Origin of the sequence: Cohnella sp. LGH, from assembly GCF_017671885.1 — a bacterium.
Taxonomy (GTDB): domain Bacteria; phylum Bacillota; class Bacilli; order Paenibacillales; family Paenibacillaceae; genus Cohnella; species Cohnella phaseoli.
In genome coordinates, this window is sequence record NZ_CP072117.1 from 2,726,987 (window position 1) to 2,752,005 (window position 25,019).

The 25,019-nt window shown below is 54.2% G+C and carries 37 protein-coding genes; all 37 read left to right on the forward strand.

The window, feature by feature from the left end; genetic code table 11:
* Nucleotides 1-9 precede the first annotated feature (9 nt).
* The 37 genes from J4772_RS11320 to J4772_RS11500 all read left to right on the forward strand — a co-directional run bounded on the left by J4772_RS11320 (nt 10) and on the right by J4772_RS11500 (nt 24,894).
* Nucleotides 10-963 carry a hypothetical protein gene (locus J4772_RS11320; RefSeq protein ID WP_209075272.1) on the forward strand — a complete coding sequence of 318 codons (954 nt, stop codon included), beginning with the start codon at nt 10-12 and terminating at the stop codon, nt 961-963.
* The gene (locus tag J4772_RS11325; protein ID WP_209075273.1) at nt 950-1,300 is read left to right on the forward strand and encodes a replicative helicase loader/inhibitor; all 351 of its coding nucleotides are present in this window, start codon (nt 950-952) and stop codon (nt 1,298-1,300) included. The genes J4772_RS11320 and J4772_RS11325 overlap by 14 nt, the downstream gene beginning before the upstream one ends.
* Entirely contained in the window at nt 1,297-2,760 is a 1,464-nt protein-coding gene (dnaB, locus tag J4772_RS11330; protein ID WP_209075274.1) for a replicative DNA helicase, read from the forward strand. The genes J4772_RS11325 and dnaB overlap by 4 nt, the downstream gene beginning before the upstream one ends.
* 121 nt (nt 2,761-2,881) lie before the next feature.
* The gene (locus J4772_RS11335) at nt 2,882-3,298 is read left to right on the forward strand and encodes a RusA family crossover junction endodeoxyribonuclease (protein ID WP_209075275.1); all 417 of its coding nucleotides are present in this window, start codon (nt 2,882-2,884) and stop codon (nt 3,296-3,298) included.
* A gap of 5 nt (nt 3,299-3,303) precedes the next feature.
* Nucleotides 3,304-4,308, forward strand: coding sequence for a hypothetical protein (locus tag J4772_RS11340; protein ID WP_209075276.1), 1,005 nt, complete (start codon nt 3,304-3,306; stop codon nt 4,306-4,308).
* Between the two features lie 14 nt (nt 4,309-4,322).
* Nucleotides 4,323-5,540, forward strand: a complete 1,218-nt coding sequence (locus J4772_RS11345; protein ID WP_209075277.1) for a hypothetical protein — start codon at nt 4,323-4,325, stop codon at nt 5,538-5,540.
* Nucleotides 5,541-5,544: 4 nt separating this feature from the next.
* The gene (locus J4772_RS11350; protein WP_209075278.1) at nt 5,545-5,781 is read left to right on the forward strand and encodes a hypothetical protein; all 237 of its coding nucleotides are present in this window, start codon (nt 5,545-5,547) and stop codon (nt 5,779-5,781) included.
* On the forward strand, nt 5,781-6,383 hold the full coding sequence (locus tag J4772_RS11355; protein WP_209075279.1) for an HNH endonuclease signature motif containing protein: 603 nt from the start codon (nt 5,781-5,783) through the stop codon (nt 6,381-6,383). Before J4772_RS11350 ends, J4772_RS11355 begins: the two co-directional genes overlap by 1 nt.
* 252 nt (nt 6,384-6,635) lie before the next feature.
* Nucleotides 6,636-7,145: a hypothetical protein gene (locus J4772_RS11360; protein WP_209075280.1), complete on the forward strand. Its 510-nt coding sequence runs from the start codon at nt 6,636-6,638 to the stop codon at nt 7,143-7,145.
* Nucleotides 7,142-7,453: a hypothetical protein gene (locus tag J4772_RS11365; protein WP_209075281.1), complete on the forward strand. Its 312-nt coding sequence runs from the start codon at nt 7,142-7,144 to the stop codon at nt 7,451-7,453. Before J4772_RS11360 ends, J4772_RS11365 begins: the two co-directional genes overlap by 4 nt.
* Complete coding sequence (locus J4772_RS11370; protein ID WP_209075282.1) at nt 7,450-7,695, forward strand: hypothetical protein; 246 nt, start codon at nt 7,450-7,452, stop codon at nt 7,693-7,695. Before J4772_RS11365 ends, J4772_RS11370 begins: the two co-directional genes overlap by 4 nt.
* Nucleotides 7,696-7,963: 268 nt before the next feature.
* Entirely contained in the window at nt 7,964-8,191 is a 228-nt protein-coding gene (locus tag J4772_RS11375; RefSeq protein WP_209075283.1) for a hypothetical protein, read from the forward strand.
* Between the two features lie 2 nt (nt 8,192-8,193).
* Nucleotides 8,194-8,490: a hypothetical protein gene (locus J4772_RS11380; RefSeq protein WP_209075284.1), complete on the forward strand. Its 297-nt coding sequence runs from the start codon at nt 8,194-8,196 to the stop codon at nt 8,488-8,490.
* On the forward strand, nt 8,487-8,645 hold the full coding sequence (locus J4772_RS37520) for an ASCH domain-containing protein (RefSeq protein WP_371822846.1): 159 nt from the start codon (nt 8,487-8,489) through the stop codon (nt 8,643-8,645). Before J4772_RS11380 ends, J4772_RS37520 begins: the two co-directional genes overlap by 4 nt.
* 109 nt (nt 8,646-8,754) lie before the next feature.
* Complete coding sequence (locus J4772_RS11390; protein ID WP_209075285.1) at nt 8,755-9,228, forward strand: ArpU family phage packaging/lysis transcriptional regulator; 474 nt, start codon at nt 8,755-8,757, stop codon at nt 9,226-9,228.
* Nucleotides 9,229-9,241: 13 nt separating this feature from the next.
* Entirely contained in the window at nt 9,242-9,568 is a 327-nt protein-coding gene (locus J4772_RS11395) for a hypothetical protein (RefSeq protein ID WP_209075286.1), read from the forward strand.
* A 225-nt stretch (nt 9,569-9,793) separates the two neighbouring features.
* Nucleotides 9,794-10,264: a hypothetical protein gene (locus tag J4772_RS11400; RefSeq protein WP_209075287.1), complete on the forward strand. Its 471-nt coding sequence runs from the start codon at nt 9,794-9,796 to the stop codon at nt 10,262-10,264.
* A 28-nt stretch (nt 10,265-10,292) separates the two neighbouring features.
* Entirely contained in the window at nt 10,293-11,585 is a 1,293-nt protein-coding gene (locus J4772_RS11405) for a site-specific DNA-methyltransferase (protein WP_209075288.1), read from the forward strand.
* Nucleotides 11,586-11,718: 133 nt separating this feature from the next.
* A complete protein-coding gene (locus J4772_RS11410) occupies nt 11,719-11,931 on the forward strand; it encodes a hypothetical protein (RefSeq protein WP_209075289.1) in 213 nt (70 codons plus the stop codon).
* A gap of 244 nt (nt 11,932-12,175) precedes the next feature.
* Entirely contained in the window at nt 12,176-13,078 is a 903-nt protein-coding gene (locus J4772_RS11415) for a phage terminase small subunit-related protein (protein ID WP_209075290.1), read from the forward strand.
* Nucleotides 13,071-14,486: a DEAD/DEAH box helicase family protein gene (locus tag J4772_RS11420; protein WP_209075291.1), complete on the forward strand. Its 1,416-nt coding sequence runs from the start codon at nt 13,071-13,073 to the stop codon at nt 14,484-14,486. The genes J4772_RS11415 and J4772_RS11420 overlap by 8 nt, the downstream gene beginning before the upstream one ends.
* A gap of 24 nt (nt 14,487-14,510) precedes the next feature.
* On the forward strand, nt 14,511-16,004 hold the full coding sequence (locus J4772_RS11425) for a phage portal protein (RefSeq protein ID WP_209075292.1): 1,494 nt from the start codon (nt 14,511-14,513) through the stop codon (nt 16,002-16,004).
* Entirely contained in the window at nt 16,001-17,683 is a 1,683-nt protein-coding gene (locus J4772_RS11430) for a minor capsid protein (protein ID WP_209075293.1), read from the forward strand. The genes J4772_RS11425 and J4772_RS11430 overlap by 4 nt, the downstream gene beginning before the upstream one ends.
* Nucleotides 17,680-17,835, forward strand: coding sequence for a hypothetical protein (locus tag J4772_RS11435; RefSeq protein WP_209075294.1), 156 nt, complete (start codon nt 17,680-17,682; stop codon nt 17,833-17,835). Before J4772_RS11430 ends, J4772_RS11435 begins: the two co-directional genes overlap by 4 nt.
* A 146-nt stretch (nt 17,836-17,981) precedes the next feature.
* Nucleotides 17,982-18,611, forward strand: coding sequence for a phage scaffolding protein (locus J4772_RS11440; protein ID WP_209075295.1), 630 nt, complete (start codon nt 17,982-17,984; stop codon nt 18,609-18,611).
* Nucleotides 18,612-18,617: 6 nt separating this feature from the next.
* Nucleotides 18,618-18,995: a hypothetical protein gene (locus tag J4772_RS11445; protein ID WP_209075296.1), complete on the forward strand. Its 378-nt coding sequence runs from the start codon at nt 18,618-18,620 to the stop codon at nt 18,993-18,995.
* A gap of 27 nt (nt 18,996-19,022) precedes the next feature.
* Nucleotides 19,023-20,072, forward strand: coding sequence for a major capsid protein (locus J4772_RS11450; protein ID WP_209075297.1), 1,050 nt, complete (start codon nt 19,023-19,025; stop codon nt 20,070-20,072).
* Nucleotides 20,073-20,125: 53 nt separating this feature from the next.
* On the forward strand, nt 20,126-20,416 hold the full coding sequence (locus J4772_RS11455) for a hypothetical protein (RefSeq protein ID WP_209075298.1): 291 nt from the start codon (nt 20,126-20,128) through the stop codon (nt 20,414-20,416).
* On the forward strand, nt 20,413-20,808 hold the full coding sequence (locus tag J4772_RS11460) for a DNA-packaging protein (protein WP_247741074.1): 396 nt from the start codon (nt 20,413-20,415) through the stop codon (nt 20,806-20,808). Before J4772_RS11455 ends, J4772_RS11460 begins: the two co-directional genes overlap by 4 nt.
* Complete coding sequence (locus tag J4772_RS11465; RefSeq protein ID WP_209075299.1) at nt 20,805-21,176, forward strand: ABC transporter ATP-binding protein; 372 nt, start codon at nt 20,805-20,807, stop codon at nt 21,174-21,176. Before J4772_RS11460 ends, J4772_RS11465 begins: the two co-directional genes overlap by 4 nt.
* Nucleotides 21,176-21,544, forward strand: coding sequence for a hypothetical protein (locus tag J4772_RS11470; RefSeq protein ID WP_209075300.1), 369 nt, complete (start codon nt 21,176-21,178; stop codon nt 21,542-21,544). Before J4772_RS11465 ends, J4772_RS11470 begins: the two co-directional genes overlap by 1 nt.
* Entirely contained in the window at nt 21,537-22,028 is a 492-nt protein-coding gene (locus J4772_RS11475; protein ID WP_209075301.1) for an HK97 gp10 family phage protein, read from the forward strand. Before J4772_RS11470 ends, J4772_RS11475 begins: the two co-directional genes overlap by 8 nt.
* 6 nt (nt 22,029-22,034) lie before the next feature.
* Nucleotides 22,035-22,475, forward strand: coding sequence for a phage tail terminator family protein (locus tag J4772_RS11480; RefSeq protein WP_209075302.1), 441 nt, complete (start codon nt 22,035-22,037; stop codon nt 22,473-22,475).
* Nucleotides 22,465-22,653, forward strand: coding sequence for a hypothetical protein (locus J4772_RS11485; protein ID WP_209075303.1), 189 nt, complete (start codon nt 22,465-22,467; stop codon nt 22,651-22,653). Before J4772_RS11480 ends, J4772_RS11485 begins: the two co-directional genes overlap by 11 nt.
* A gap of 3 nt (nt 22,654-22,656) precedes the next feature.
* Nucleotides 22,657-23,973 (forward strand): phage tail sheath family protein, encoded by a 1,317-nt coding sequence (locus J4772_RS11490; protein ID WP_209075304.1) that lies wholly within the window; start codon nt 22,657-22,659, stop codon nt 23,971-23,973.
* A gap of 13 nt (nt 23,974-23,986) precedes the next feature.
* The gene (locus tag J4772_RS11495; RefSeq protein WP_209075305.1) at nt 23,987-24,454 is read left to right on the forward strand and encodes a phage tail tube protein; all 468 of its coding nucleotides are present in this window, start codon (nt 23,987-23,989) and stop codon (nt 24,452-24,454) included.
* Nucleotides 24,455-24,486: 32 nt separating this feature from the next.
* A complete protein-coding gene (locus J4772_RS11500) occupies nt 24,487-24,894 on the forward strand; it encodes a phage tail assembly chaperone (protein WP_209075306.1) in 408 nt (135 codons plus the stop codon).
* Nucleotides 24,895-25,019: the final 125 nt, after the last annotated feature.

The window sequence follows — 25,019 nt, forward strand, 5'->3', positions numbered from 1 at the left end:
GTTGAGCGGATGCCTCAGACCAGTTATCCCTTTCCAATGTACTCCGGTCTGTTGGAGCCAGAACACTACAAAAACATAGGCAGCGCGATCTGGCTTTTCCTGTGGTGCGTCAGCTCCACCACGTCCGAGAAGGAGAAGGATGGAATCGTCTGGGGCATCGTGCTCGGGAATAAGCCAGTTAAAACAGAGGAACTTGCAGCAAGCTTTGATGTGAGTGTCCGGACGATTCGCGACTGGCTGAAAGTGTTGAGGGAGCATGAGTATATTCGCGTAACACGTGCACCTACTGGAATCATTTTAACGGTTCGGAAATCCAAGAAGTTCCTTCACAGATCGGCAGAAAAGTTCCGATCAGATCGGCAGGATTCTGCCGATCACTTGGCCGAAACCGGGGGCGATCGGCAGAATAGTTCCGATCACTCAGAGGAGAGATCGGCAGAATCCTGCCGATCCAATAAAGATATTATAGGTTTTAAAGATCTTGCTGTTGTTGTAGAAGAAGATGACTCTAGCAAATCTGATGACGAGGGTATGCTGTTACCCAGGCATGGTGCCGACCCCGCTGCCGCTGCTGACCCGGATGCCGACTCCGGGCAGTCAGGAGTATCGTTCACTGATTTTCGACAGGTCATCATCGACAAGTTCATTTCCCGACGGGCGAGGGGAACATTTTTGTCTCCGAAGGACGAGGATGCGCTTGATGAGCTAGCCACATGCAATGTCCCTCTTGATACCGTTTTGCGCGGGATCGATAAAGCATACGACGAGTACAAGCCCAAGCACCACCGGGACGCGGTTCGCACGTTGGACTACTGCGTCCCGATCATCCTTGATCTGTATGTAGCTGAGCAGAGAAAGCGCGAAACGCCCGGAACGAAAAAGCAGCGCAAGTCAAAGCAGCAACAAGAACTCGAAGACTTGCGGCGCAAACGAGAGGAGGCGCGCCAACGTGACCAGAGATGAGCTTTACGAGATTTTCGAGGAGATCAAGTCCGAATACCCATTTTTCGAGGTCGGTGAAGAAAATTTCGAGCGCCATTGGCGGTATCTTCAAGATTTCCCGTTCGTGGACGCGATGTCCAACGTTGTCCAACACATCAAGACGACTCCTCGGAGACCGCCTGGCATTGGTGATATCCGAGGGCATCTAGGTGATATGCTGGATAGCCAGCGGAGCAAGGAACAAACGGCAGCTTATTTCGCCCAACTCGAAGAGTGGGAGCGTAATTCTAGCCCGCCGCCTCCAGGTTGGCTGGACGGGATCAGAGCCAAGCTGAGGGGAGACATGAAAGCCGAATGAGCATGATGGACGAGTGGATGGACATGCCACCGCCGGTGGACATGGCAGCCGAACAGTCGGTGCTTGGGGCGATCCTGATTGACGAGGACGCGATCGATGCTGCGCTGGAGATCCTCAGACCGGAGTGTTTTTACTCCGTACAGCATCAGCACGTGTTCGAGGCGATGGCCACGCTCCGCGAAGACGGTGTCGCGATCGACTTGACGACGCTGACGGCAAAACTCAGGGATAATAAGCATTTGGATTCAGAGAACGATATTTTATATCTCACGCAACTCGCCAGCGCAGTGCCGACCGCGGCCAACGTGGCACATTACGCGGAGCTCGTTCTGGAAGTCTATCGGCGCCGGAAAGCAATAAAAATTGCGACGAGCATCATGCGAAAGGCCATCGAGCAGCCGGATTCAACCGAATTTCTTGCGGCGATGGAAGCGGAGATTACCGTTTTTTCAGAGCAATCGGTGCCAAAACAAGAGTTCAAGTCCATCCGGAATGTTGTCGTGGATGTCGTTGAAGACGCTGAGGTCCGTTACGTCAACCGCCAGATCAACCGCGGGGTGACAGGGATCGCTTCCCACTTCCCCGATCTCGATCGTAAGACGGCGGGATTCCAGCGTGGCGACTTAATTATCGTGGCTGCACGTCCATCTGTTGGCAAGACGGCGTTCGCGCTGAACATTGCGCAGAATGTTGCGCTAAACCGTGAACAGAATGGAGTGATTGACTTGGGCAAGAATGTGGCCATCTTCAGTCTCGAGATGTCCGCTGCCCAGCTCGTACAGCGGATGGTGTGCGCGGAAGGGGATGTGGACGCAAGCCGGATGCGAACGGGATTCTTCGAAGGTGATGATTGGGAGAAGATTATGAAAGCAGCCGGAGTTCTCGGTTCGTCGAACATATTTATCGACGATTCCCCCGTCATTACGGTGAATGAGATCCGTTCTAAGTGCCGTCGGTTGAAAAAGGAGAAAGGGCTGGACATGATTCTGATCGACTATTTGCAGTTGATCCAGGGGCGCAGCCGCCCAGGCGTGAATCGTCAGCAGGAAGTCACGGAAATATCCCGCACGTTGAAGCAGATTGCCCGCGAGCTGGATGTTCCCGTTATCGCATTGTCTCAGCTTTCCCGCGGCGTAGAGCAGCGGACGGACAAACGGCCGATGATGTCTGATCTGCGGGAATCCGGAGCGATCGAACAGGATGCCGATATTGTCGCATTTCTGTATCGAGACGATTATTACGACAAGGAAACCGACAAGAAGAACGTCATCGAAATCATTATCGCCAAGCAGCGGAACGGCCCGGTCGGCACTGTGGAATTAGTCTTCCTCAAGCAGTTCAACAAGTTTGTTTCGTTGGACCGCACGTACAGCACCAATCCGGAGCCACCGGACCCGGGATCGCCGCAAGGCAAAAGCGGCCGAATACCGGACATGTACCGAAAGGGGAAAAGCGCGTGAAGCCTGCACGGATTGACAATTTGTTTCAGACGCGTCGCCGGCAGCTCGTCTGGTTCCGCGGGCGCGTGATAGGTGAAGTTTACACGTTGCCGCCGCGGCGGCGGGGAAGGAGAAAAGCCAGATGATCGCATTTACCGTTTACGGAGAGCCTGTCGCCCAAGGCCGCCCAAGGGCAAGTACGGTGAGTGGTCACGTTCGGTTGTATGATCCAGCGAAGTCCCGGGATTACAAGGATTATGTCCGACTAGCCGCTGCGGAGCACGCTCCGTCGAAGCTGCTGGAAGGTCCCCTGGCCGTCATGGTGACTGCCTATCGTTCCATCCCGAAGAGCTTTAGCAAGAAAAAAGCGGCTGCCGCTGAAGCTGGCGAAGTTTATCCGATCAGCAAGCCGGATGCTGACAACTATCTCAAGGGTGTCAAGGATGCACTCAAGGGCGTGATGTGGGTGGACGACAGCCAGGTCGTGGACGCTTATGCCCGCAAGCGGTACAGTTTCAAACCTCGTATTGAGGTCAAAATCAGACAAATCGGAGCGTGAATCGCATGGCTTACACCGAATTCAAAGCCTTGTTAAAGAAAATCAATCTTAAGCCGAAGGGCGTGAAGGAGATCGTGCTGGAGGTTTCCGACGGCGCGCTTTACGGCAAAATCGATATGCTTTCCGAAATGCTGGACGGAAGGGTGGCTATTGCTGTCGACTCGGAGGTTGTTCGGTATAACGTCCAGATTAACACTCGGACAGAGAAGCCGATCAAGTCGTACCGTGTCGATGATCAAGGCGTCGTCTCGGAATACAAGCCGGAAGGCGATCAGCTTGAAATGGATCTCGACGTTGCTAAGAAGCAGGATCCGATCGAGGAAGTTCCGGAAGAGATCAGTCGCGAGGTCGTAGACGATTTTATTCTCTCCGGGCTTGCCCCGCGTCCGGAGAAGCACTGGTATCCGATCCATGAATGGGTCGCCAGGCTGGCAGACGGTGAAACGTATCTTAAGTTAGCCAACGAAGCAGGCATCAGCAGTGGGCGAGTAGTTGATCTGGTCGATGAGTACCGCGAGTCCGTCGCGCCGCTTGCGGCCAAGTGGGATGAATGGCGAAAAAGTAAGGCTGACAAGCCGGCTTCCGAGCTGGAAGACGATGAATCCGACGATCTGCATGAGAATGGCGAAGAGGATTTGGCCGAAGGTGACGAGCCTGGTCACTTGGACGGCGATTCTGACGACGCCGCCGGAGAGTTGGAAGACCTCGACAAGAAAGTGGAGACTGAAGACGAACTGTCCGATTGGGAGCGTCAGGTTCTTGGCGAGGATCCGCAAAATGCGGGAGCAGAAAAGCAAGTTGATCCAGCGGACATTGAATCGGTGATTCTTGCCGAAAGGCCAGTATTTGAGGATATTCCTTATGACTTTCCGGCGTTACTCATGCGGCGGAAGGGCGGAGAGACTTGGATGCAAATCGCTGGCACCTTGGGCATTCCCTCTACAAAATTGTCGGCAGCTTGGAGCAAATACAAAAAGCGTGTCGCTGAGCAGCAGGGCGGCGCCGCTTAATCCGGAGGTGCGATATGAGCGAGGTCATATCCCGTAAAGCGACGCCGGAGGAGATTGCTGATCTCGACCGGCGCGCACGCCTTAAATACGATGGCCCACCGGTCAAAAAGTGGGAGCCTACGTTGACTAGACAACAATATTTTGAAAAACGGGTTGCTGGTGATGGCCGGCAGGCAATTATACTGAAGCACTTCAACAATGAGTCGGACAAGCTTGCAAAGCAGCTCCGAGAGTGGGGCATCAAGTCATGGAAAGAAGAAATGGCGGAGGTGGAGGCTTTGGCCAAAGGTGTTAAAACGACTCTGACGATCACCAAGGACGAGTATCTGCAGCGGCGACTTGCCGGCGAAACGAGAACCAGAATCATGCGGTCGCTCGGAGGATCGCCTACTAAGTTTTATAAGCTGCTTGAGGAATGGGGCATCCGCGAGTTGGATGCGGAGGAACGGGCGCTTGAGCTGCTGACTCCCGTTAAGCCAGCAAGCGAGGTCGACCGTCGGACGGCGGAGTTGATCGAGCAGAAAGCGACCGCGCGCGGATTGATAGAGTTCAACGCGCAGTATCAGTCGGCGGCGCCCGCGGAAGTTAACGAAGAAACGAAGCCGAATGACGAAAAGCCTGCGGGACAAGAAATTCTGGATCGCGTTGAGCAACGGGCTGAAGAGAAGGAACAAATCATTGCTCAATTGCAGGCAGAGCTTGATAAAGCGGTTGAACAAATCGGGTCACTTCTCGACAAGCGTGGAGAGGATCTACTTCGCTTCGAAAAAGCGGCCATCAAGATTCAAGAGCAGGAAGCAAGGATTTGCGAGTTAGAGGATGACCTTTTAGAAGCTGGTGCGAATCAAGCCGGTTACGACAGTATTCGTGAGCTGGAAGAAGAGCGTGAGATGCTCCTCCGAACGATTGAATCCGCCGCGGTGGAAGCGAACGATTCCGGCCATGTCATCATCCGGATGCCCGTCCTTCCAGTTACGACTGCCAACGCAGAAAGGGCTCGCATCTACGACGCAGTTGAGGCGCTTGGATCCGGAGTTGAAGCCGCCGAAATCGATCGGGAGCGTGTCATGCGGGAATTGTTCGCAATCTTGCAGCGCGCCGTGAGTTTCGTCACGGCGGATCTTGCGGAGTTGCTTCCGGGGCAGGACGTGAGCGAGCACGTGCAGCGGTTTTTCGAGGCTCACAACGTTCGGCATATCGCGAGTGTGGCAGCGATGCAAGAGGCGGGGTGATCGAATGCGGAACACAATGGGAGATTTGAACAATCATCTATTTGCGCAGCTTGAGCGACTGAATGACGAATCTTTGTCAGATGAGCAGCTCAAAAAAGAGCTCGAACGTGCCAAGGCAGTATCGTCTGTTGCCTCACAGATCATTTCGAACGGATTCCTGGTGCTCAAAGCTGTACAAATGAAGGGTGATAATTTGAACGCGGATACGAAGGTGCCGAAGATGTTGGAAGGCGGTAGCTGATGGCTGGCCTGCAGCAGGAAGTAAAATCATTTATTCAAGACCACTATCGAGGTACGCCATTTGCGGAACTGGTCCGGCTTGTGCAGGAACGATTTGATGAAGACGCAACGTATAAGCAAATTCGTAGTTACGTTCACAATCACGGACTATGGAACGGGCTCGACGGTCGAATTAAGCCTGGAAACATCCCTACGAATAAAGGCAAAAAATATCCGGGAACCGGCCATAAGCCAACACAATTCAAAAAGGGGAACCGACCAGCTAATTATAAGCCGGTCGGTTCCGAGCGAGTCAATAGCGACGGATATGTCGATGTAAAGATCGCCGACCCGAACAAGTGGCAGCTCGTTCATTCCCTCATCTGGGAAGCGGTGAATGGCCCCATCCCGAAAGGGCATGTCGTAATATTCGGCGATGGAGATCGACTTAATTTTAATCCGGAGAACTTACTTCTCGTTTCACGCGCACAGCTCGCCAGGCTAAACCAGAATCATCTGATCAAAGGAGAAACAGAGCTGACGAAGTCAGGCATTATTGTAGCGGATCTGATTTCAAAGATTGCTGAGAGAAAGTGCAGGAAGAAAAATGTTTGCCAACGGTGACCCGCTGCTACAGTTGGAACTTTTCGAGATGAGCGAGATCCGGAAAGTACCTGGCTATGACTCTCCCAATCCGATGGTCCGGGCTCACGGTCCAGGCCCGGAGGGGGCGAGTTGTCGGGAGTGTGCTCATCTTTACGGCAAAAGATACAATCGCATCTATTATAAGTGCGGACTCCGGGGCGACACGAACGGCCCCGGAACCGATCACCGGGTTCGGTGGTCGGCTTGCGCGCGGTATGAGGAGGGTTGAAGGTGGCAGGTAAAAGGTACGCAGATGTCGAGCAATACGAGGACAAGCTCGCCAAGGTCATGCAACGCTTCGGGGCCGAGGAATACAATTTCGACTGGGGCCGGCACGGGGGCTGGGTAGAGTTTCGCATTCATGGGCAACTTTACCGTTTCGATCATTCCATTGAAAAAGCTCGGGCGAACGGCCAGAAGATCCAATATGGCAGTGATGCATTCGCGCAGCTTGTTCTCGCCCTCGAAGATTTGGCCAGGCTGGCTGAACGCGGCATCTACAAGCTTCAGACGTGGATTGAGGGTATGCGGTACCTTCCGCCGCCGGTTGAGTTGCCTGAGTGCTTCCGGATGCTGGGGTTTGAGTGTGTGCCGGAGGACTTCGAGACGGTGAATTTCCATTATCGTTCTCTTGTGAAACTGAATCACCCGGACTCACCGACTGGAAGCAACGAGGCATTTATCGCGCTGCAGCGAGCGGCCGAAGAGGCGAAGCGATATTTAGAGGAGCGATCATCTTGAACATTGAAGAATGCATTGAATTTTTGGGATACAGACTTGATCGGATCGACCAGCCGATGGTCGACCTGGTCGTGCCGATCTTCAACGGAATTACTGCAACGAACATTGGCTTACACGTTAATCGCAATCGTTTGGCCAAAATGGCTTTGCCGGACCATCAATTGAAGCAGGTCGACCGGGTATGGCGGGTAGGCATCTGGGACGACACCAACGCCCGTGGAATTTCAATATTTGAAAACGAGTCGCTGATCGAGGCGCTACGAGATGCTGTGGAGTACGTGAAGAAGAACTGGGGGACAACGAAATGAACGTTAATACTGGAGAATTGGTTCGGCTGCAGGAGCAAGAGCGGAAGCGACTTGTTTGCGGCGAATTCGAGCCAATACCCGCGGAGCTGCGGGGAGCTGCTGAGAAGAAGCTGGCCGGCAGCGATCGCGCATTCGTCAGCCAGTCGTCCGGCGGCAAGCTTTCCAAATGGGCGCGGCAGGAGCGGAAGAAGAAGCGGAAGTCTGCGCAGGAGTCGCGCCGGCGGAATCGCATCTTGCCCTAAATAGCAAAAGGGAGAGGTCTGCAGTGTCCTCTCCCTTGCCCGGCGGTCTACGTATCAAATTTTAAGCCTCGACTATAAGTGCCGCTGGCACAGTCTTGCTAACCATGTACTAGCCCCGTTTGTGTAATTATACAGCAACGTTAAATCATGATCCACTGGTACATTATGGTGCGGTTTATCCAAAGGAGGACACATGATTTGAGCTGATCGAATGCCACGAAAGATGCAAATGACCCATTAAGCGCAATAAGTGAAACAGGAGGTAAAGATGGCCAAAATTACGATTCAGTACGACGATGGTCGTCCGGACGAGGTTCATGACGCGGCGCAATTCATCCTCTTCCACGTTCCGCCGAGCGAGACGGAGGAGCAGCTCATTATGACAGCGCAATGCTCGGCTGAGTTTCTACGGCAGGCGATAACCGAGGAGAACGCGCGGGACTACTATAAGCAATCATTCAAGGCGATGAGTCGTAAACGATTGGAGGAGGGCTAGATTTGAAACCTCGCTACTTGATTCTGAAGGGCGGAAGCCCAGCAGTTCACAAGCTCGGAGATATCGGGCGGACGGAAGATGACCTTATTTATGTAGCGGAGGAAACTCCCGGTCACTTCATCGGAAGTTTCGTTGAAGGATTCGGATTTATGGATGTTGAGTTTCGGAAAATTGATTGCCGGCCGCTGACCCCAGATGAAATTGAGAAGCTAAACAACAGCAAAATTCGGCTCGGGGGGACAATCTACAAAACGCGAGTCGATGCCGAAGGCTATCCGATAGAAGGGGATAAGACATGAATGAAGATATTTTCTCCATGAAGGCCATCACCGTATGGCAGCCGTGGGCAACGCTGATTGCGCTGCGGCTTAAGAGATATGAAACGAGAAGTTGGTCGACCAAGTTGATATTTCAACGGATGATTTTGCGAAGCATCAAGCTCGATATGGATTGAGCATCGATAACTAAAACATCCCCCGTATATGCCTGGCAACGGCGCGGGGGATTGGAAGAGAAATGTCATGCCTCACCCAAAAGTATAGCACATCATGGAGGTGTGGGGCATGGCACAGATTCAGTTTCCGTTTGAGATTGATAGAGAGGCGACCCGGGCCGCGGTTGAGCAGCGTCTGGAGTCAGCCCGCATATACAAGCAGGTTGGATTCGTTCGGCGGGAGATGAAGACGACGCCTGCATGGGAGCCGCGCGAACATGGAGCGACGAATGTTGTCGGGAAGCCTGCGGAGGAGATCGCCGTCCAGAACGTCGATGCCGAGGAGCGCATGCGGCTTCAATATGAACAGGTCGAGCGAGCTGTCGACCGATTAGGACGAATGGAGCGTCGCCTGATTGAACTGCGGTATTTGGATGATGAGGGAGTATTCGACTATCAGGTATCCGGCGAGATGCACCTTAGCGAACGGAAGTATTATCGGATCAAAAGCAGTGCATTGTACAAGCTGGCTTTCGCGCTTCGTCTGGAAGTGTATGTCGATCAGGAGGAGCCAGCTTCTACCGCTGACGTTGGCGGCGCGTAAGCGTGGCAGAGAAATGGCGGGATTTTGGCAGGAAAACGGCAGAGCGTTTGCTTCTGGCCATGATATATTTATAGCGTGCCATACGAGGTTGACCACCTCACTCCTCCGTTGCCGCTCCGAAAGGGGCGGCTTCTCCATTTATTCATGGCTTGATTTTGTCGAATCATGTCGAATAATATGGAAGAAAGAGGAGGTGATTGGTTTGTTCTTCAAAGATAAGAAGACGGGTGAAGTCTTCGAATATGCTGGAACAGGCGGAACGATCTGCTTAGAACGGAAGGACCGCACGGTGATTCGTGTTCATGAGAATGATTTGTTCGTACAGTTCGAAATGCTTTAAGGTGATCGCACGGAGCCCTGTAGCCCGTTCTGAGGCACGGGGCTTCTTGCTGTCCCGATGCACGAATTAAAGCAAAGAATGGCAGGAAGGCAACCCCGCACATTCGACCGGGACTGATTTCGGAGGCTCGTGGCTGAAAACCGACTTAACACAAGCCCCCTCTTGACCATAATCAGTTATTGTCTAATACTGGATGATAATATGTGATGGGAATGGGGGATGGTAATGGATTTTGACTGGGGGAGCTTTTTAGGTGGCTCTATCGGTACTCTGGGAGCTTATTTGGCTGCAAGGTATACCATAAAAAAGCAATGGGAAAAAGAGCGGCCAAAAGTAGAGAGGGCACGCTATTCTACAGCACTTTCGATAGCTCATAGCATCGACGCGCTAAGTTGGAAATTGATAAACAATATTCATATATCTTCAAATGAATTGATGAATAAGGTTATAGAGTTCTCTCATGAGCTAGATGGGCTTTTACCAATTGCAATCGAAGGCGGTAGTGAACTTGTAAATCTTATCGAGGATACAAAACGCGAAATATCAGAATTCAATAGAGAAGTCTGGCCTCATATTTCTAGTGAAGAAAGAACATCTGCTGAATATGTGAAGAGAACAATCATAATACTCAATAATAAGATGGAGGTAGCTAGGAGTATAGCGAATGGAATAATTGATAATCGAAAGGCACCCTAATCGGTGCTTTTTTTATTGGAGGGATATCATGAACATTCAAACCATCCCGATCGACCGCCTCAACGCCGCCGCCTACAATCCCCGTGTCGACCTGCAGCCAGGCGATCCGGAGTACGAGAAGCTGCGGCGGAGCATCGAAGAATTCGGTTACGTTGAGCCAATCGTTTGGAACGAGAGAACCGGCAACATAGTCGGCGGCCACCAGCGCTTCAAGATTCTGAAGGAGCGAGGTGATAAAGACGTAGTCGCATCTGTCGTCGGCTTGGACGACCAGCAGGAACGGCTGCTGAATCTCGCGTTGAACAAAGTGTCCGGTCAATGGGACGATGAGGCTCTGGCCAGGCTGCTGGACGAGTTGCAGGCCGACGGTGCCGAACTTGAGCTGTCTGGATTTGATCAGGATGAGATCGGCGAGCTGATCGGCAGGCTCCCGGCTGACACCGAGGTTGATGAGCCGGTCGTTGAAGATGAATTCAATGTTGCCCAAGCGCTCGAGCAGATCCAGAAGCCTATGACGCGGCGCGGTGACGTGTGGCAGCTCGGCCGGCATCAATTGATGTGCGGAGACGCTACAGACGAGGCGGACGTGGAGCTACTAATAGATGGCATTAAGGCCGCGCTAGTCGTGACGGACCCGCCGTACAACGTGGCCGTCGAGAGCGACTCGGAACGCCTGGCGGCGGACGGCCGGGATAAAATAATGAACGACGACATGCCCGCGGAGGAATTCGCGGGCTTTTTGCATGCTGTTTTTCAGAGCTATGCCAGAATTATGGCCGCGACTTCGGCTATCTATGTCTTCCATCCGTCGTCTTACCAGCGGCATTTCGAGGACGCCATGGAGGCGGCCGGTATCACTGTTCGCAGTCAGTGTGTATGGGTCAAGAACGCCGCTTCTTTCGGCTGGTCACAGTATCGCTGGCAGCATGAGCCTGTCTTTTACGCCCATCTCCGCGGGAAGGCACCGACCTGGTACGGAGATCGTCGGCAGACGACGGTGTGGCGCGCCGGATTGCCTGCGGAGGAGCCGGAGCCATCCACAGTATGGGAGGTTTCCCGCGGCGACGTCGGCAAGTACGTCCACCCTACACAGAAGCCATTGCCGCTGTTGGCCATCCCGATCGGGAACAGCAGCCGGGCTGGCGACGTCGTGGTGGATCTCTTCGGCGGATCCGGCTCCACGCTTATGACATGTGAGCAGATGGTGCGCGAGTGCCGCACGATGGAGTTGGATCCTGTTTTCTGCGACGTGATTAAGGAGCGGTTCCTAGCAGCTACGGGCATAGAGCCGGTGCTGGTCCATCGCTCAAAAATAGAATAAAAAAGGAGAGGCGTAGAAACGCCCCTCCCGTCCGACCGGAAACACCCCGGCCGAGATCATGTACAGCCGTGGCCACGGTTTGCGAACACATGATCTCAAATTCATCATAATGGATGCCGAGGTGTTTTGACCAATGCCGAATCAAGATGATTTGCTGCAGCAGCATGAGCTCGAAGTGCTGCTTGGCATTATGGAGAGCAAAGAGCAGTACCGGAAGATTATCAAGGCTGCTGTCGCGCGCTGGGTGAAGGACTTCCAAGACAATCGGATCGAGCTAGGGACAGTCGACGATCTGAGGAAACTGATTGAACTGGATATTGAGCTGCAGAAGGATGAAATGAGATAACAGTAATACTGTGTTTTATTATATTTAACTTTTATGGCCGATCAGGTTGAGGGCATCACCCCCTTCCCGATCGGCCAGACCATTTTAAGGTCTGACCACCATGATTGTTACTCCCATTCCTAAAATCCAGAAGGAAAAGTAGGTAACTTTCATGTGGTCCACCATCCTTATTCAGTTTTTTTGATTCCATTCAATTATATGATACTGAGTTCCTTATATGACAACCGGGGGTGGTGAGCATGTAATGGCAAAGGAACGCAGCCCAAATAGAGACAAAGCGAAGCTGATGTGGCTGGAGAGCGGCGGCAAGATGCTTTTGAAAGACATCGCCGCAGCGCTCAGTCTTGGGGAAACCCAGATACGCAAGTGGAAGAGCCAGGACAAATGGGTTGCCGATCTGAATAGTAACGTTACCAATGAATCTAATAGTAACGTTACCAAACGAAAGGGAGCGCCGAAGGGTAACAAGAACGCCGTTGGCAACAAGGGCGGCGCACCGAAAGGGAACCAAAACGCCAAGGGAAACCGCGGCGGCGCCGGCGGACCACCGGGCAATAAGAAGGCGGTCAAGACCGGCGAGCACGAGACGATATGGTGGGACATGCTCGGAGAGGACGAGCAGGAGCTGCTGGAGGAAATCGACACCGATCCCGTTGCCCAGGCTGACGATACAATCACGCTGCTGTCCATCCGTGAGCGTCGTATGCTAGGACGGATTAAGCGTCTTATGGCTGGTCTGACGGAGGAGCAGCGAAGCGTGCTTCGTGAGCTGCGAACCGTGAAGGAAGCCAAGCCGGTTACCGATCCGAGAACTGGCAAAGAAACGACGGTCGTCACCGAGTCTGAGAAAATGGTTGTTTCCAAGATCGAGACGACGACCATTCGCATCCTTGAAGACATTTTGCGCATCGAAGACGCTCTAACCCGCGTTCAGGCGCAGAAACTGAAGGCCATCGAGCTGAAGAACAAGTTGGTGGCTGTTGATGAGGAGAAGCAAGTCCGGACGGCCATCCTGCAAATCGAACTGCAGAAGCTCCAAGGTGGCGCAGGTGCGACGCAGAGCTGGACCGAAGCTCTCAAGGCGATCGCCGAGCGGCGTAAGGCAAAGCGGGCCGAGCAAGCGGCAGCGGTGAGCAGCGATGAGTAAGCCGTACAACGTCGTATCGGATATTGCATTCCTACTCGATCTTTATTGGGATGATCCGGCTTCTTTTGCCGAGGACATGCTCGGAATGGATCCGGACGACTGGCAGCGAGAAGTAATGATGGACGTTGCTCAGCATCGTCTTGTCAGCGTTCGATCGGGCCAGGGCGTCGGGAAAACTGGTGCCGAGGCTGCGCTTGTCTTGTGGTTTCTGTGCACCCGGCCGAACCCGAAGGTCGTCTGTACCGCACCGACGAGGCAGCAGCTCTATGACGTACTGTGGGCTGAGGTTGCGAAATGGCTTGAAAGCTCGATGGTCAAAAACCTGCTCAAGTGGACGAAGACCAAGGTTTATATGGTTGGCCACGAGGAGCGGTGGTTCGCGACGGCGAGGACGGCAACCCGCCCCGAGAATATGGCCGGCTTCCACGAGGATCACATGCTGTTTGTCGTGGACGAAGCTTCTGGTGTGGCAGATCCGATCTTGGAGACGATTCTCGGTACGTTAACCGGCGAAGACAATAAGCTTGCGATGTTCGGAAACCCCACGCGGACTGCTGGGGTTTTTTATGATTCGCACAACCGGGACCGGGCACGCTTCCGGACGCACAAGGTTGATAGCCGCGATTCAAAGCGAACGAGCCGCGAGAACATCCAGATGCTCATCGACAAGTACGGTGCCGAGAGCGACGTCGTTCGCGTTCGGGTTTACGGGGAGTTCCCGAAAGCGGAAGCCGATTCGTTCATTGCGCTGGAGTTGGCAGAGTTCGCAGCCAATGCGACCGTCGAGGCAACTGGCGATGTATTGCACCTGGGCGTTGACGTCGCTCGTTTTGGCGATGACGAGACGGTCATTGCCCCGCGGATCGGCATGAAGGTCTATAAGCTCCGCTGCTACAACAAGCAGGACACGATGGTTACTGCCGGCCAGGTGATCGCCGCGGCGAGGGAGATGCTTAAGCAGCATTCGTTGAAGCGAGTCGAAATCAAGGTCGACGACAGCGGCGTCGGCGGCGGAGTGACAGATAGATTGAACGAAGTCATCCTGGAGGAGCGTCTGCGGGGTTGGCGGGTTACGCCGGTCATTAACGGGAGCAGCCCAACCAAACATGCTGCGGAGCATTACGATAATCGCGGCACGGAGACGTGGGCGGATCTGCGTGATCTGTTGCAGGAGTCCTTCTCGAAGCACATTCAGGGGCAGCCGGCAGCGGTCGAGTTGCCGAATGACGATCGCCTCGTCACGCAGCTCTCTCAGCGGAAGTACCGCATGACCAGTAAGGGCAAGCTCGCTCTCGAGCGTAAAGAAGATATGAAGAAACGTGGACTGGATTCCCCGGACCGGGCGGATGCGGTCGTTTTGGCGTTCGTGGAGCCTGCACGCAGCGGGGTCTATTTCCCGGATGCCTGACTTTGAGAGGAAGGAGGAATTCTCTTGTCATTATGGCCGAACGGCGAAGAACAGCGCGAACTTGAGAACATCATTATCCGAGGCGCGCGGACAGCGGCGACGCTCGAACAGATCATTCAGCTTGAGATCGGGGACTGGCGGAAATCCGATAAGCGCATGTGGATGGAAATTGGTGAGCGTTATTACCGCAATAAGACGGATATTTACGACCGGCAGCGGACGGCGATCGGGGCAAGCGGAGCCAAGGAGATCGTAGGTAACCTGGCCAACAACAAACTGGCTAACGCCTTCGCGCGGAAGTTGGTCGACCAGAAGGTTGGTTATCTGTTCGGCAAGCCGCTGAGTGTTCAGACGGAAAATTCCACATATGCGGCTGAATGGAAAGAGATATTCAAGCCGGCCATGTTCCGTCGCATACAGAGTACCGGAAAACAGGCTGTTAACATGGGTATTTCATGGTGGTTCGTGCACTATGATAATGCCGGTAAGTTGTCATTCCGCAAGATGAAGAGCCCAGAGATCATCCCATTATGGGCCGACGAAGATCATACTATCCTGGATGCTGTCATCCGCGATTACGAGGTTACTGTGTATGAGGGGCTTCAGCGTAAGACGGTCCGGAAAATCGAATGGTGGGATACTCAGGGTGTGCGCCGGTACGTCGTGGATGGCACGGGGCTGACACCTGATGTCGAAGCCGGGGCGGTCGGTTCGCACTTTACTGTCAAAGTGGGCGATAAGGAGCAGGGGATGAACTGGGAACGTGTGCCGTTTATCTGCTGGAAGTACAACGAGGAGGAGCAGCCGCTCGTCGAGATCATCAAGTCTCTGGTGGACGATTACGATCGGAACAAGTCCGACAATTCGAACAATCTGGAGGATCTACCTGACAGCATTTACGAGGTGAAAAATTATAGCGGCACTAATCCAGGCGAATTCAGGAAGAATCTCGCGACATACCGTACTGCATTTGTAAATGATGACGGTGGGATTAAGGCAGTTAATTTGGAATTAAACGTCGAAGCGTACAAGACTCATATGGAGCAAGCCCGGAAGGACATCTACGAGTTTGGGCGCGGAGTCGACACGCAAGGCGTGGACATTGGCAGTGCGCCGTCCGGCATTGCGCTGAAGTTCCTTTATTCTGACCTTGATTTGGACGCTTCGCTGATGGAGACTGAATTCCAGGCTTCGCTCGAACAGCTTCGCTGGTTCGTCGACACGCATCTATTCAATAGCAAGCAAGTCGACTACAGCGGTGAGGATCTGTCCTTCATCTTCAACAAGGACATGCCGATCGACGAGACGGCGATCATCACGGCCATCAAGGACAGCGTCGGCATTCTGTCGGACGAGACGCTTGTCGCGCAGCATCCATGGGTTAAGGATGTGCTGGCCGAGCTCGAGCGCATTAAGAAGCAGAAGGAAGAAGCGCTGAAGCGAATGGCCGACGGATACGGTGGACTTACGCCCGACTCGGATCCGGATGGGGACGGGGGCGGCGGTGACGCCGAATGAGGTCGGAGGAATACTGGGCCAAGCGTATGGAAGCTCAGAACGAAGCCCAGCTTGAGAAGGGCGAAGCGTACATTCGCAAGGAGAAGGCAGAATACGACAAAGCTATGGCCCGGATCAAGCGGGACACGGAATCCTGGTATGCGCGCTTGGCCAAGAACAATGCCGTCAGCATGGCCGAAGCCCGCAAGCTTTTGTCGGCGAGTGAGCTGAAGGAATTCCGGTGGAACTTGGATGAGTACCGGGAAGCTATCATTAAGCATGGCGGCGATCCGAAGTGGCGCAAGGCCATCGAGAATGCCCGGGCACGGATCCACATCAGCAAGCTGGACGAGCAGAAGATCCGGATGCGACACGAGGTCGAACTGCTGGCCGCCAAGCGAGTTAAAGGCACGACAGGTACAATGTCCGACATTTACAAGAACGGCTACTACCGTAGCGTGTACGAGGTGCAGCGCGGCAAGGGTAAGGGTGTGCCGCCGACGCAATTGGACAAGCGGCAGATCGATCGCGTACTGTCCAAGCCTTGGGCGCCTGACGGGAGCAACTTCAGTGCCCGTATTTGGGCTGATCGGACTAAACTTGTTTCGGAGCTGGAGACGTCTCTTGAGCAGCATATCATTCGCGGAGAGCCGTTGCCGACAGTCATCAAGGATTTTTCAGAGAAGATGGGCGTGAGCATGCGGACCGCAGAGAGGCTGATCCGCACGGAGTCTGCTTACTTTTCGGGGCAATCCCGCTTGGATGGCTATCGGGAGTCTGGTGTCGAGCGGTATAAGTATGTGGCCACGATGGACCATCGCACATCCGAAAAGTGTCAAGGCATGAACGGAAAGGTCATCCTCGTCAGTGAGGCAAAAGCTGGTGTCAACTATCCGCCGTTGCATGCGTACTGCCGTTCGACGACGATTCCCATTTTCGGAGAAGTCGAAGAAACGCATGAACCGGAAGAAGCAAAGGAACTGAAGGAGCCAGAGAAGGCCAAGGACAAGCCAGACGACGAGCAACCAAAACAGGAGCAGGATCCTCAAGCTGATGATCCGGATTCCTACGACGTTCCTCCCGATGAGACATTCAGCGATTGGGCGGAACAGCACGCTCCGGATGCGACGGAGAAGCCGGAAGCACCGGAACCGCCTGCGGCGGTTACGCCAACTCCGGTAAAACCGGTGAATCCGTCGCCAGAACCTCCAGTGCCTAAACGAGTGGAGGAGCCTCCTGCACTGACACATGACGAAGAAGCTGCAGTTACACGGTACGTTGGCGGGGAGTCCTACGGACTTAACGATAAGCTGCGTCGCGGCGATCCGCTCGACAGCAATGAGATGCAGTGGGTTGAAAATCTGGATAGGGCTCTTGCTAAGCTGCCGACGTACAGTGGGGATCTGTCCCGTTCATTACATTTTGCTTCGGCTGCTGCTTTGGCTGCGTTTATGCAAGACGTCAAGCCTGGCAGCGTGGTACAATATCCTCAATACATCTCGATGACGGCGGGGGCTTTATACAATCCTGCAGGACAGGTCCAATTCTACATTCTGGGTGCAACGCTTGGTTCGGATATTCGGAAGATGAACCCCGGTGAACTTGAAGTGCTGTATGGGCGGGATTTTCCGTTCAAGATCGTTAATCTGGATTTCATTGACGGCGTCTACTTTGTCATGTTGGAGGAACTCGTGAAATGAGCGAAAAGAAAAAGCCCTTCTCAGATCCGCGCTGGAACGACACCTCGAAACCGAAGGTCATCGGTTATCAAGAGATTTCCGAGGAAGATCGGGCAAAGTATGAAAAGCTCAGCAAAGAACACTTAAAAAAAATAGGCGTTTTGAAAGAGTGAAGCACTCCCGCATACACGAGAGTGCTTTTTTTGTGGGCTCCGGTTGAGACTACCGGGGCCTAACCGTCGTTGCCTGCGGCGCAAAATAAGAGGCCATCACCGGTCGCAACCGGGGAAAAAGCGAGATGAATAGGGAGGAAATTGGTGTGAATAAAGAGCAGTTTGTTGCATTGGGCTTGTCGGAGGAACTGGCGGAGAAGGCCGCGGTGGCGTCCGTCGAGGAGTTGAAGGGATTTATTCCGAAAGCTCGCTTCGACGAGGTCAATGACGGGAAGAAGCAGGCAGAGAAGGACCGGGATAAGATTTCCGCTCAGCTCGAGGATTTGAAGAAATCCGCCGGCGACGCAGCGGAGCTGACGAAGAAAATCGAGACGCTGCAGGCGGAGAACAAGGCGACTAAGGAGAAGTATGAGGCTGATGCGGCAGCCTTGAAGCTCGGCACTGCCGTGAAGCTGGCGCTCACCGGCAAGGTACACGATCCAGATATCGTGGCCGGTCTGCTGGACAAAACGAAGATCGAGCTGGATGACAACGGTAACGTGAAGGCCGGCCTGGACGACCAAATCAAAGCCCTGCAGACGAGCAAGGCTTTTTTGTTTGTTCCGGAAGACAAGGGCGGCCAGTTTCAATTTAGAGGAGCCAATCCGTTCGAAAGCGGCGGCTCCGGTGGTGGCGGTACCGGTGACAAGGCTGCTGACTTCGGTAAACGCATCGCCGATTTCGCGAAAGCCAACTCCGCGACGTCCGATGCACAAAAATCTTATTTTGGAGGCTGATAGGACATGAGCAAGTTTGTTACGACAGCGTACGGAAATCGGACCGAGATCCTGAAGTTCCCGGATCATTACGTAGCTGTCTCGGTCACCGTTGATGACGCAGGTGTGGCTGCTGTCGCTGGGAGAAAGATCGTTCCGGCTGGAACGATCGTCGGCGGCGGCACTCTGGCTGATCCGGAAGAGATGGTGAAGAAGGCAACTACGACGGCAGGAACGCCGGACACGACGGACGCGGAGGGCGTCCTGCTTAACGATGTGGACGTGACCTACGGCCCGGCCCCGGGCGCGATGGTCATTCACGGCTTCGTGGACGAGACGAAGCTTCCGAAAGCGCCGGACGATGCTGAGCGCGCTGCCCTGAAGCAAATCACATTTATCGCCTAAGCGGGCGGGAAGGAGAAATGAACGAACATGCCAACCATTTTCGATTATGTGACGGCACCGGCACTGGCCGCCTACGTCACCAACAACCCGAGCAACAACATTCCGTATTTGGGAGCAACCTTGTTCCCAGCGAAAAAGAAGCTGGGGCTTGATTTGTCCTGGATCAAGGGAGCCCGCGGCGTACCGGTCTCGTTGCAGCCTTCCGCGTTTGATGCCAAGGCGACGCTTCGCGACCGCATTGGCTTTTCCAAGATTGAAACGGAGATGCCATTCTTCCGCGAAGCCATGAGGCTCGGCGAGAAAGACCGCCAAGAGCTACTCCGGCTGCAGGACAACAGCAATGATCAATACATCATGCCGCTGATTACGCAGATCTTTGACGACCGGGCGCAACTCGTGGCCGGCGCGCAAGTCATTCCGGAGCGGATGATTATGCAGCTTCTTTCCAGCGGCCAGATCCGGATCACATCCAACCAGACGCGCCAAGACTACGATTATAATTACGGCTTCTCCGGCAGCCACAAGGAAACGCTGACGGGGGCCGCGCGCTGGAACCAATCGACCAGTACGCCAATTCAGGACATCCAACGCTATAAAAAGACCATCAATGGAGACACCGGGGCGACGCTGACTCGAGCGATCTGCACGGAAAAGACGTGGGGCTACCTGATGGATCACCCGGCAATCCGGCTGGACATGAACCCGATCGGCGGCAACAACATCATCATGACGGACGAGCTGCTCCGCGCATATTTGCTGAACAAGCTGAGCATCAGGGTTTCGGTGTACAACAAGATCTACGCGTTACAGGACGGCAGCATGCACCAGTTCTTCCCGGATGACTTCTTCACACTCATTCCGGATGGGAACCTCGGCAACACCTGGTACGGCACGACGCCGGAAGAGGCCGACTTGATGGCCGGCGCGACGGCCGCTGAAGTATCTGTCGTCAATACCGGCGTGGCGATCACGACGATTAAGGAGCCGCACCCGGTCAACGTCGAGACGGTCGTTTCCGAGATCGTGCTTCCGTCGTTTGAAACGATGGACACGGTATTCATCGCCAAGGTGGCTTAATGATGAGGGAGGGGCGAAATCCTCTCCTACTTAATGAAAGGAGAATGAGAGCAATGCGAAAGAAAGATGAAACGGCTACAACGGAACAAGGGTTGCCTTTGGATGATCAAACGATGGGGGACGGTATTCAAGGTTCGGATCCTTCGGGCGAACCTCCTGCAGAACAGGAAGGGGCCAACCAGCCGCCTTCCCCGCCGGAACCGCCCGAAACGGAATGGGGAATCTGCTTGACCAATATCAAGCACGACCGAACCCATTTCCGTGCCGGAGATAAAGTGGAGATCCCCGTGACCACTTTTCGAGAGCTGTTGGCGGCCAAGGCCGTTCGCCGGCTGGCCGAATGATTACGGCAGCGGATGTATGGCCGATCGTTAAGCTTCGTCTTGATCTGCCGGATGATTCCCGGAAACCGCTGATCGACACGTACATTGCGGAGATCGAACGGCGGGTATTGCACGATATCAATCATCGCCGGATGCCGGACGGGCTGCTGTACGTGTGGGCCAGTATGGTGGTGGACGCCGTGCGCGTCGATCTGCCTCATGTCGACGAGATTGACGCGACGGTCGGCGGCCCGGCCGGCAGCGTTAAGGTGGGCGACACCTCCGTCTCCGGCGGTGGTGGATCCGGCGGTGGTTTAGCCAACACGGCCAAATCCGTGATCGATCAGGTCGTGTTTAACTATCGAACCGACCTGAACCATTACCGCCGCATGACATGGGGGCCAGGCCGATGATCAATTACCGCCGACACCGCCGAGAGATTGAGCGCATGTACGAGGACCGGGCCACGATTAGCCGGCACGCGCCGGTTAAGGATCCGGACACGAAGGAGACAAAGCAGGTACTGCAGCCGGTATACGAGGACAAGCCCTGCAAGCTCTCGCAGACGGGGCTTCCGCGTAATGGGCAATCTGAGGCACAGAACGATATTCGATTCGATGCGAAGCTGTTTATCGCTCCGGAGTTGGAGATCAAGCAGGGTGATATCATCGCCGTGACGAGGGCGGCTACCGGACAAGTGGAGACGTTCTCGGCCGGCAAGCCGTTCCCGCCGTACAGCAGTCATCAGGAAGTCTATCTTACTGCTAAGGAGTGGGCTTGATGACAGTCATATTTACGGAGGAGCAACTGCGGCAGAAATGCGAGGACTGGCAACGTATCCTCCGGCTGCAGGATTGGGATGTCCGAACGTCGATTGTTAGAGCAAGGGATATGCGAATGAAAGAGAGCAATGCAGAGATTACTGTAAATATTCAACATCGGTCCGCAACTATTCGGATTATTGATCCAAACGATTATGACCGGGAAAATGTGAACCCTCAGGACATGGAACGACATCTTGTCCATGAGTTACTGCATATTCATCTCTGGCCGTTTACGGATGAGTTGACCGGTCCGCTGGCAGACGCAGAGGAGCAGGCCATTAATATGATCGCAAGCGCGCTTATCAGGTTGCATCGCAATGGCTAACCTGGGGAGCTTTGACTTTTCCGAGCTGGTGAAATTCCGTGACAACCTAGTGGACATGCAGAGGCACTTTCCGGATTTTATGCGGAAGTGCCTCTATCATCTTGCTGATGAGATGCTGGCAGACGTCGTTATGCGAACACCATCCAGTAACGGTGCTTTGCGTCGGGGGTGGACGCTTGGAGAGCTGCGTCCGGTGGGAGACGGGTATGAGATCGAAGTTCATAACACTGAAGAATACTCGTTTTATGTCGAGAACGGCTTCGCTGCTCACTGGGTCCCGGGAAAGTGGGTAGGCAATACGTTTTACTACATCAAGAATTATGAGCCGCCGAAGGGAGAACCGGGCGGGATGTATGTTGGTCCACGCAATGGCTGGGTGGAAGGTAAGTTTATGATGCTGATCTCAAGCGAACTGTTGGAACGTGAAATACCCGCGATCATGGAGCGCGAGATGCAGCGCTTTATTGATCGTTTTTTGAGGTGATGCCCTTTGTCGCAAGAAGTCAGCTTTAACTCGGTCCGGTACGCGGTCCAGAACGCACTGGATGACGCCTTTCCGGATATTCCAATCACCGGAGAGGAGATCCCGCAGGGGCTCGAGGCGCCGTATTTCTACGTCCGTTTAGTGGAGCCGGGACACAAACAGGAATTGGGCCGTCGATTTGGGCGGCGACATCCATTTGTGATTCGGTACTTTGCCGTCAATCGTGAGAATGACGCGATGTACACAATGGCCGATAGTCTTACCGCGGCACTGGCACGAATCACTGTTGGTGGTCGACCGTGTGCGGGCTTGGACATGCGGTTTAAGATCGAAAATGAGGTGCTTTATTTTTGGGTCACGTACGCGTTGAAGGTGTGGGAACAGCGCCCGAGTGATTCGGCAATGGAGACACTCGAACAGCATGGAGGGATTAAAGATGAGTCGTAAATCCGACGAGGCCGGCACACAGCCGGCGAAACATAGCAAGACCAGTCTGCTGCAATCCAAGCGGTTCACGCCGCAGCAGAAGGACTATCTGCGAGCGTTGCTGCAGGATGGCGAGTCTTATTCCGTCGCCGAAGCCGCGCAGCTGCTCGACAAATATTTGAAGCAGGAGGCGAAGTAAGCGATGGCCGGTGGAAACTGGACTGTACAAAATAAAGTGCGCCCTGGCGTTTACATGAATATCGTGACCGCGCCTAAAGCGTTAGGGACGCTGGGCGAACGCGGCATTGTGTCGATCCCGCTGTTGCTTCCGTGGGGCGAGCCGAAGGTGATCACGACGATCGAAGCCGGCGAGGACACGATGCCTAAGCTGGGCTATCCGATCACGGATCCGTCGCTGTTGCTCGTGCGCGAGGCATTGAAACGCGCGCAGAAGCTGCTGCTGTACCGAGCGAACGCCGGTACCAAGGCTGCCGTCACCAGCGGGAACCTGACGGTTACGGCTAAGTGGGGCGGCGTGCGCGGGAACGACCTGACGGTCGTGATCGCAGAGAACGTCGAAGACGAGGATCTGTTCGACGTGCGCACGCTGTTGAACGGCGACGAGGTAGATGCGCAGACGGTGGCCAACATTGCGGGGCTCGCGGCGAACGACTGGGTCGTGTTCTCTGGAACCGGCGCTCTCGCCGCTTCCGCCGGCGCTCCGTTGATCGGCGGCGCAAACGGGAGCACGACGAACCAGGATTATCTCGACTACCTGGTCGCGATCGAGCCGCAGGACTTTAACACGATCGCGTTGCCGTCCACGGACGCCACGGCGAAAGGAGCGTTCGTTTCCTTCGCGAAGCGACTCCGCGACGACGAAGGGAAGAAGATTCAGGTTGTTCTCGAGAATTACCCTTCCGCCGACTACGAAGGCGTGATCTCCGTTAAAAACGGTGTCATCTTGGACGACGGCACGGTGCTTACCGCAGCACAGACAACGGCGTGGGTGGCCGGAGCAACTGCCGGGGCCAATGTGAACGAGTCGTTGACGTATGCGGCCTATGAAGGCGCGGTAGACGTGGCCACGCGGTACACCAATAGCCAGATCATTGCCGCGCTGCAGGCGGGCGAATTCGTCTTCACACCGAACGGCGGACGAGCGGTCGTGGAGCAGGACATTAACTCCCTTACTTCGTTCACGCCGGACAGGGGCAAGGCATTCAGCAAGAACCGCGTTATCCGCGTGCTCGACGGCATCAACAACGACTTCGTCCGGATCTTCTCGCAATTTTACATCGGGAAGGTCAGCAACAACGCGGACGGTCGGAACCTGCTCCGGGCCGAATGTGTGAATTACCTGACCTCGCTCCAGAACATCAACGCCATCCAGAATTTCGACAGCCAGGCGGACATTTCCGTGGCGGCCGGTAATGACGTGGACGCCGTCCTGATCGAAGCGGACATTCAACCCGTTGACAGCATCGAAAAAATCTATATGACCATTACGGTCCAGTAAGGGAGGGACTGAGATGCCATTTTTCCGTGAAAGCGATGCGATCAGCGGCAAACAAGCCAAAGCATTCGCGACGATTGGCGGCAGAGTTGAAGAACTCTTTTACGCAAAAACCATCGAAGCTACGATTGAGAAAAACAAAGTCGATGTGCCGGTCCTCGGTCGCACTAATACGCCGCAGCGCTCCGCCGGCTGGAAGGGCAGCGGCACGATGACTGTCTATTACGTGACATCTGTGTTCCGTCAGCTCATGCGTGATTTCGTCAAAACGGGGAAGGATTTCTGGTTCGATCTCCAAATCACTAACGAGGATCCGACATCGGGAACCGGTAAGCAGACGGCCACGCTATTAAAATGTAACTTGGACAGCATCATCGCTACGAAGTTTGACGCCACGTCCGACGACATGCTTGAGGAAGAAATGCCGTTCACGTTCAGCGATTACGATCTGCCGGATTTGTTCAATTCTATTTCGGGCGCTTGATTAGCGCCCATTTACGATAAGGAGCGATTAAGATGAGTTTACAAGATTTCCTCAATGCGAACCCGGTCGACAATTTGACCGAAGAGGTTGCTGTTTCGCCTCGCTTCAAAGGTAAAGACGGCACTCTGCTGAAATTCAAAATCAAGGCCATGTCCAATCAGGAGTTCGAAGAGGTTCGTAAGAGCGCGACTACGCCGCGTAAGGGCGGTAAGGTCGATTTCGATTCGCAAAAATTCAACCTGAAGGTCGTCATTAACCATACCGTCAATCCGGATTTCCGGCACGCAGAAAGCATCAAGAAACTTGGTTGCCGCACGCCAGAGGAATATGTGCAGAAGGTGCTGTTGGCCGGGGAGATCGCGGAACTGACTAAGAAGATCAGTGAACTCAGCGGCTTTGATGTGGAAATGGAAGACTTGGTCGAAGAGGCAAAAAACTGATCAAGGAGGGCGATAGCGAGGCAAACTACGCCTACTACGCCCTCCACAAGTTTCACAAATGGCCGAGTGAATTTCTGGCGCTCTCGCGAGAGGAAAAAGCTTTTGTTATGGCAGCAATCGACGAG

Excerpts from the sequence above, each read along its gene's own strand:
- J4772_RS11320 (WP_209075272.1), top strand. The coding sequence starts at position 10 with ATGCCTCAGACCAGTTATCCCTTTCCAATGTACTCCGGTCTGTTGGAG.
- dnaB (WP_209075274.1), top strand. The coding sequence starts at position 1,297 with ATGAGCATGATGGACGAGTGGATGGACATGCCACCGCCGGTGGACATG.
- J4772_RS11335 (WP_209075275.1), top strand. The coding sequence starts at position 2,882 with ATGATCGCATTTACCGTTTACGGAGAGCCTGTCGCCCAAGGCCGCCCA.
- J4772_RS11340 (WP_209075276.1), top strand. The coding sequence starts at position 3,304 with ATGGCTTACACCGAATTCAAAGCCTTGTTAAAGAAAATCAATCTTAAG.
- J4772_RS11345 (WP_209075277.1), top strand. The coding sequence starts at position 4,323 with ATGAGCGAGGTCATATCCCGTAAAGCGACGCCGGAGGAGATTGCTGAT.
- J4772_RS11350 (WP_209075278.1), top strand. The coding sequence starts at position 5,545 with ATGCGGAACACAATGGGAGATTTGAACAATCATCTATTTGCGCAGCTT.
- J4772_RS11355 (WP_209075279.1), top strand. The coding sequence starts at position 5,781 with ATGGCTGGCCTGCAGCAGGAAGTAAAATCATTTATTCAAGACCACTAT.
- J4772_RS11370 (WP_209075282.1), top strand. The coding sequence starts at position 7,450 with ATGAACGTTAATACTGGAGAATTGGTTCGGCTGCAGGAGCAAGAGCGG.
- J4772_RS11375 (WP_209075283.1), top strand. The coding sequence starts at position 7,964 with ATGGCCAAAATTACGATTCAGTACGACGATGGTCGTCCGGACGAGGTT.
- J4772_RS37520 (WP_371822846.1), top strand. The coding sequence starts at position 8,487 with ATGAATGAAGATATTTTCTCCATGAAGGCCATCACCGTATGGCAGCCG.
- J4772_RS11390 (WP_209075285.1), top strand. The coding sequence starts at position 8,755 with ATGGCACAGATTCAGTTTCCGTTTGAGATTGATAGAGAGGCGACCCGG.
- J4772_RS11395 (WP_209075286.1), top strand. The coding sequence starts at position 9,242 with ATGGCGGGATTTTGGCAGGAAAACGGCAGAGCGTTTGCTTCTGGCCAT.
- J4772_RS11400 (WP_209075287.1), top strand. The coding sequence starts at position 9,794 with ATGGATTTTGACTGGGGGAGCTTTTTAGGTGGCTCTATCGGTACTCTG.
- J4772_RS11405 (WP_209075288.1), top strand. The coding sequence starts at position 10,293 with ATGAACATTCAAACCATCCCGATCGACCGCCTCAACGCCGCCGCCTAC.
- J4772_RS11410 (WP_209075289.1), top strand. The coding sequence starts at position 11,719 with ATGCCGAATCAAGATGATTTGCTGCAGCAGCATGAGCTCGAAGTGCTG.
- J4772_RS11415 (WP_209075290.1), top strand. The coding sequence starts at position 12,176 with ATGGCAAAGGAACGCAGCCCAAATAGAGACAAAGCGAAGCTGATGTGG.
- J4772_RS11420 (WP_209075291.1), top strand. The coding sequence starts at position 13,071 with ATGAGTAAGCCGTACAACGTCGTATCGGATATTGCATTCCTACTCGAT.
- J4772_RS11430 (WP_209075293.1), top strand. The coding sequence starts at position 16,001 with ATGAGGTCGGAGGAATACTGGGCCAAGCGTATGGAAGCTCAGAACGAA.
- J4772_RS11435 (WP_209075294.1), top strand. The coding sequence starts at position 17,680 with ATGAGCGAAAAGAAAAAGCCCTTCTCAGATCCGCGCTGGAACGACACC.
- J4772_RS11445 (WP_209075296.1), top strand. The coding sequence starts at position 18,618 with ATGAGCAAGTTTGTTACGACAGCGTACGGAAATCGGACCGAGATCCTG.
- J4772_RS11450 (WP_209075297.1), top strand. The coding sequence starts at position 19,023 with ATGCCAACCATTTTCGATTATGTGACGGCACCGGCACTGGCCGCCTAC.
- J4772_RS11455 (WP_209075298.1), top strand. The coding sequence starts at position 20,126 with ATGCGAAAGAAAGATGAAACGGCTACAACGGAACAAGGGTTGCCTTTG.
- J4772_RS11460 (WP_247741074.1), top strand. The coding sequence starts at position 20,413 with ATGATTACGGCAGCGGATGTATGGCCGATCGTTAAGCTTCGTCTTGAT.
- J4772_RS11465 (WP_209075299.1), top strand. The coding sequence starts at position 20,805 with ATGATCAATTACCGCCGACACCGCCGAGAGATTGAGCGCATGTACGAG.
- J4772_RS11470 (WP_209075300.1), top strand. The coding sequence starts at position 21,176 with ATGACAGTCATATTTACGGAGGAGCAACTGCGGCAGAAATGCGAGGAC.
- J4772_RS11475 (WP_209075301.1), top strand. The coding sequence starts at position 21,537 with ATGGCTAACCTGGGGAGCTTTGACTTTTCCGAGCTGGTGAAATTCCGT.
- J4772_RS11485 (WP_209075303.1), top strand. The coding sequence starts at position 22,465 with ATGAGTCGTAAATCCGACGAGGCCGGCACACAGCCGGCGAAACATAGC.
- J4772_RS11490 (WP_209075304.1), top strand. The coding sequence starts at position 22,657 with ATGGCCGGTGGAAACTGGACTGTACAAAATAAAGTGCGCCCTGGCGTT.
- J4772_RS11495 (WP_209075305.1), top strand. The coding sequence starts at position 23,987 with ATGCCATTTTTCCGTGAAAGCGATGCGATCAGCGGCAAACAAGCCAAA.
- J4772_RS11500 (WP_209075306.1), top strand. The coding sequence starts at position 24,487 with ATGAGTTTACAAGATTTCCTCAATGCGAACCCGGTCGACAATTTGACC.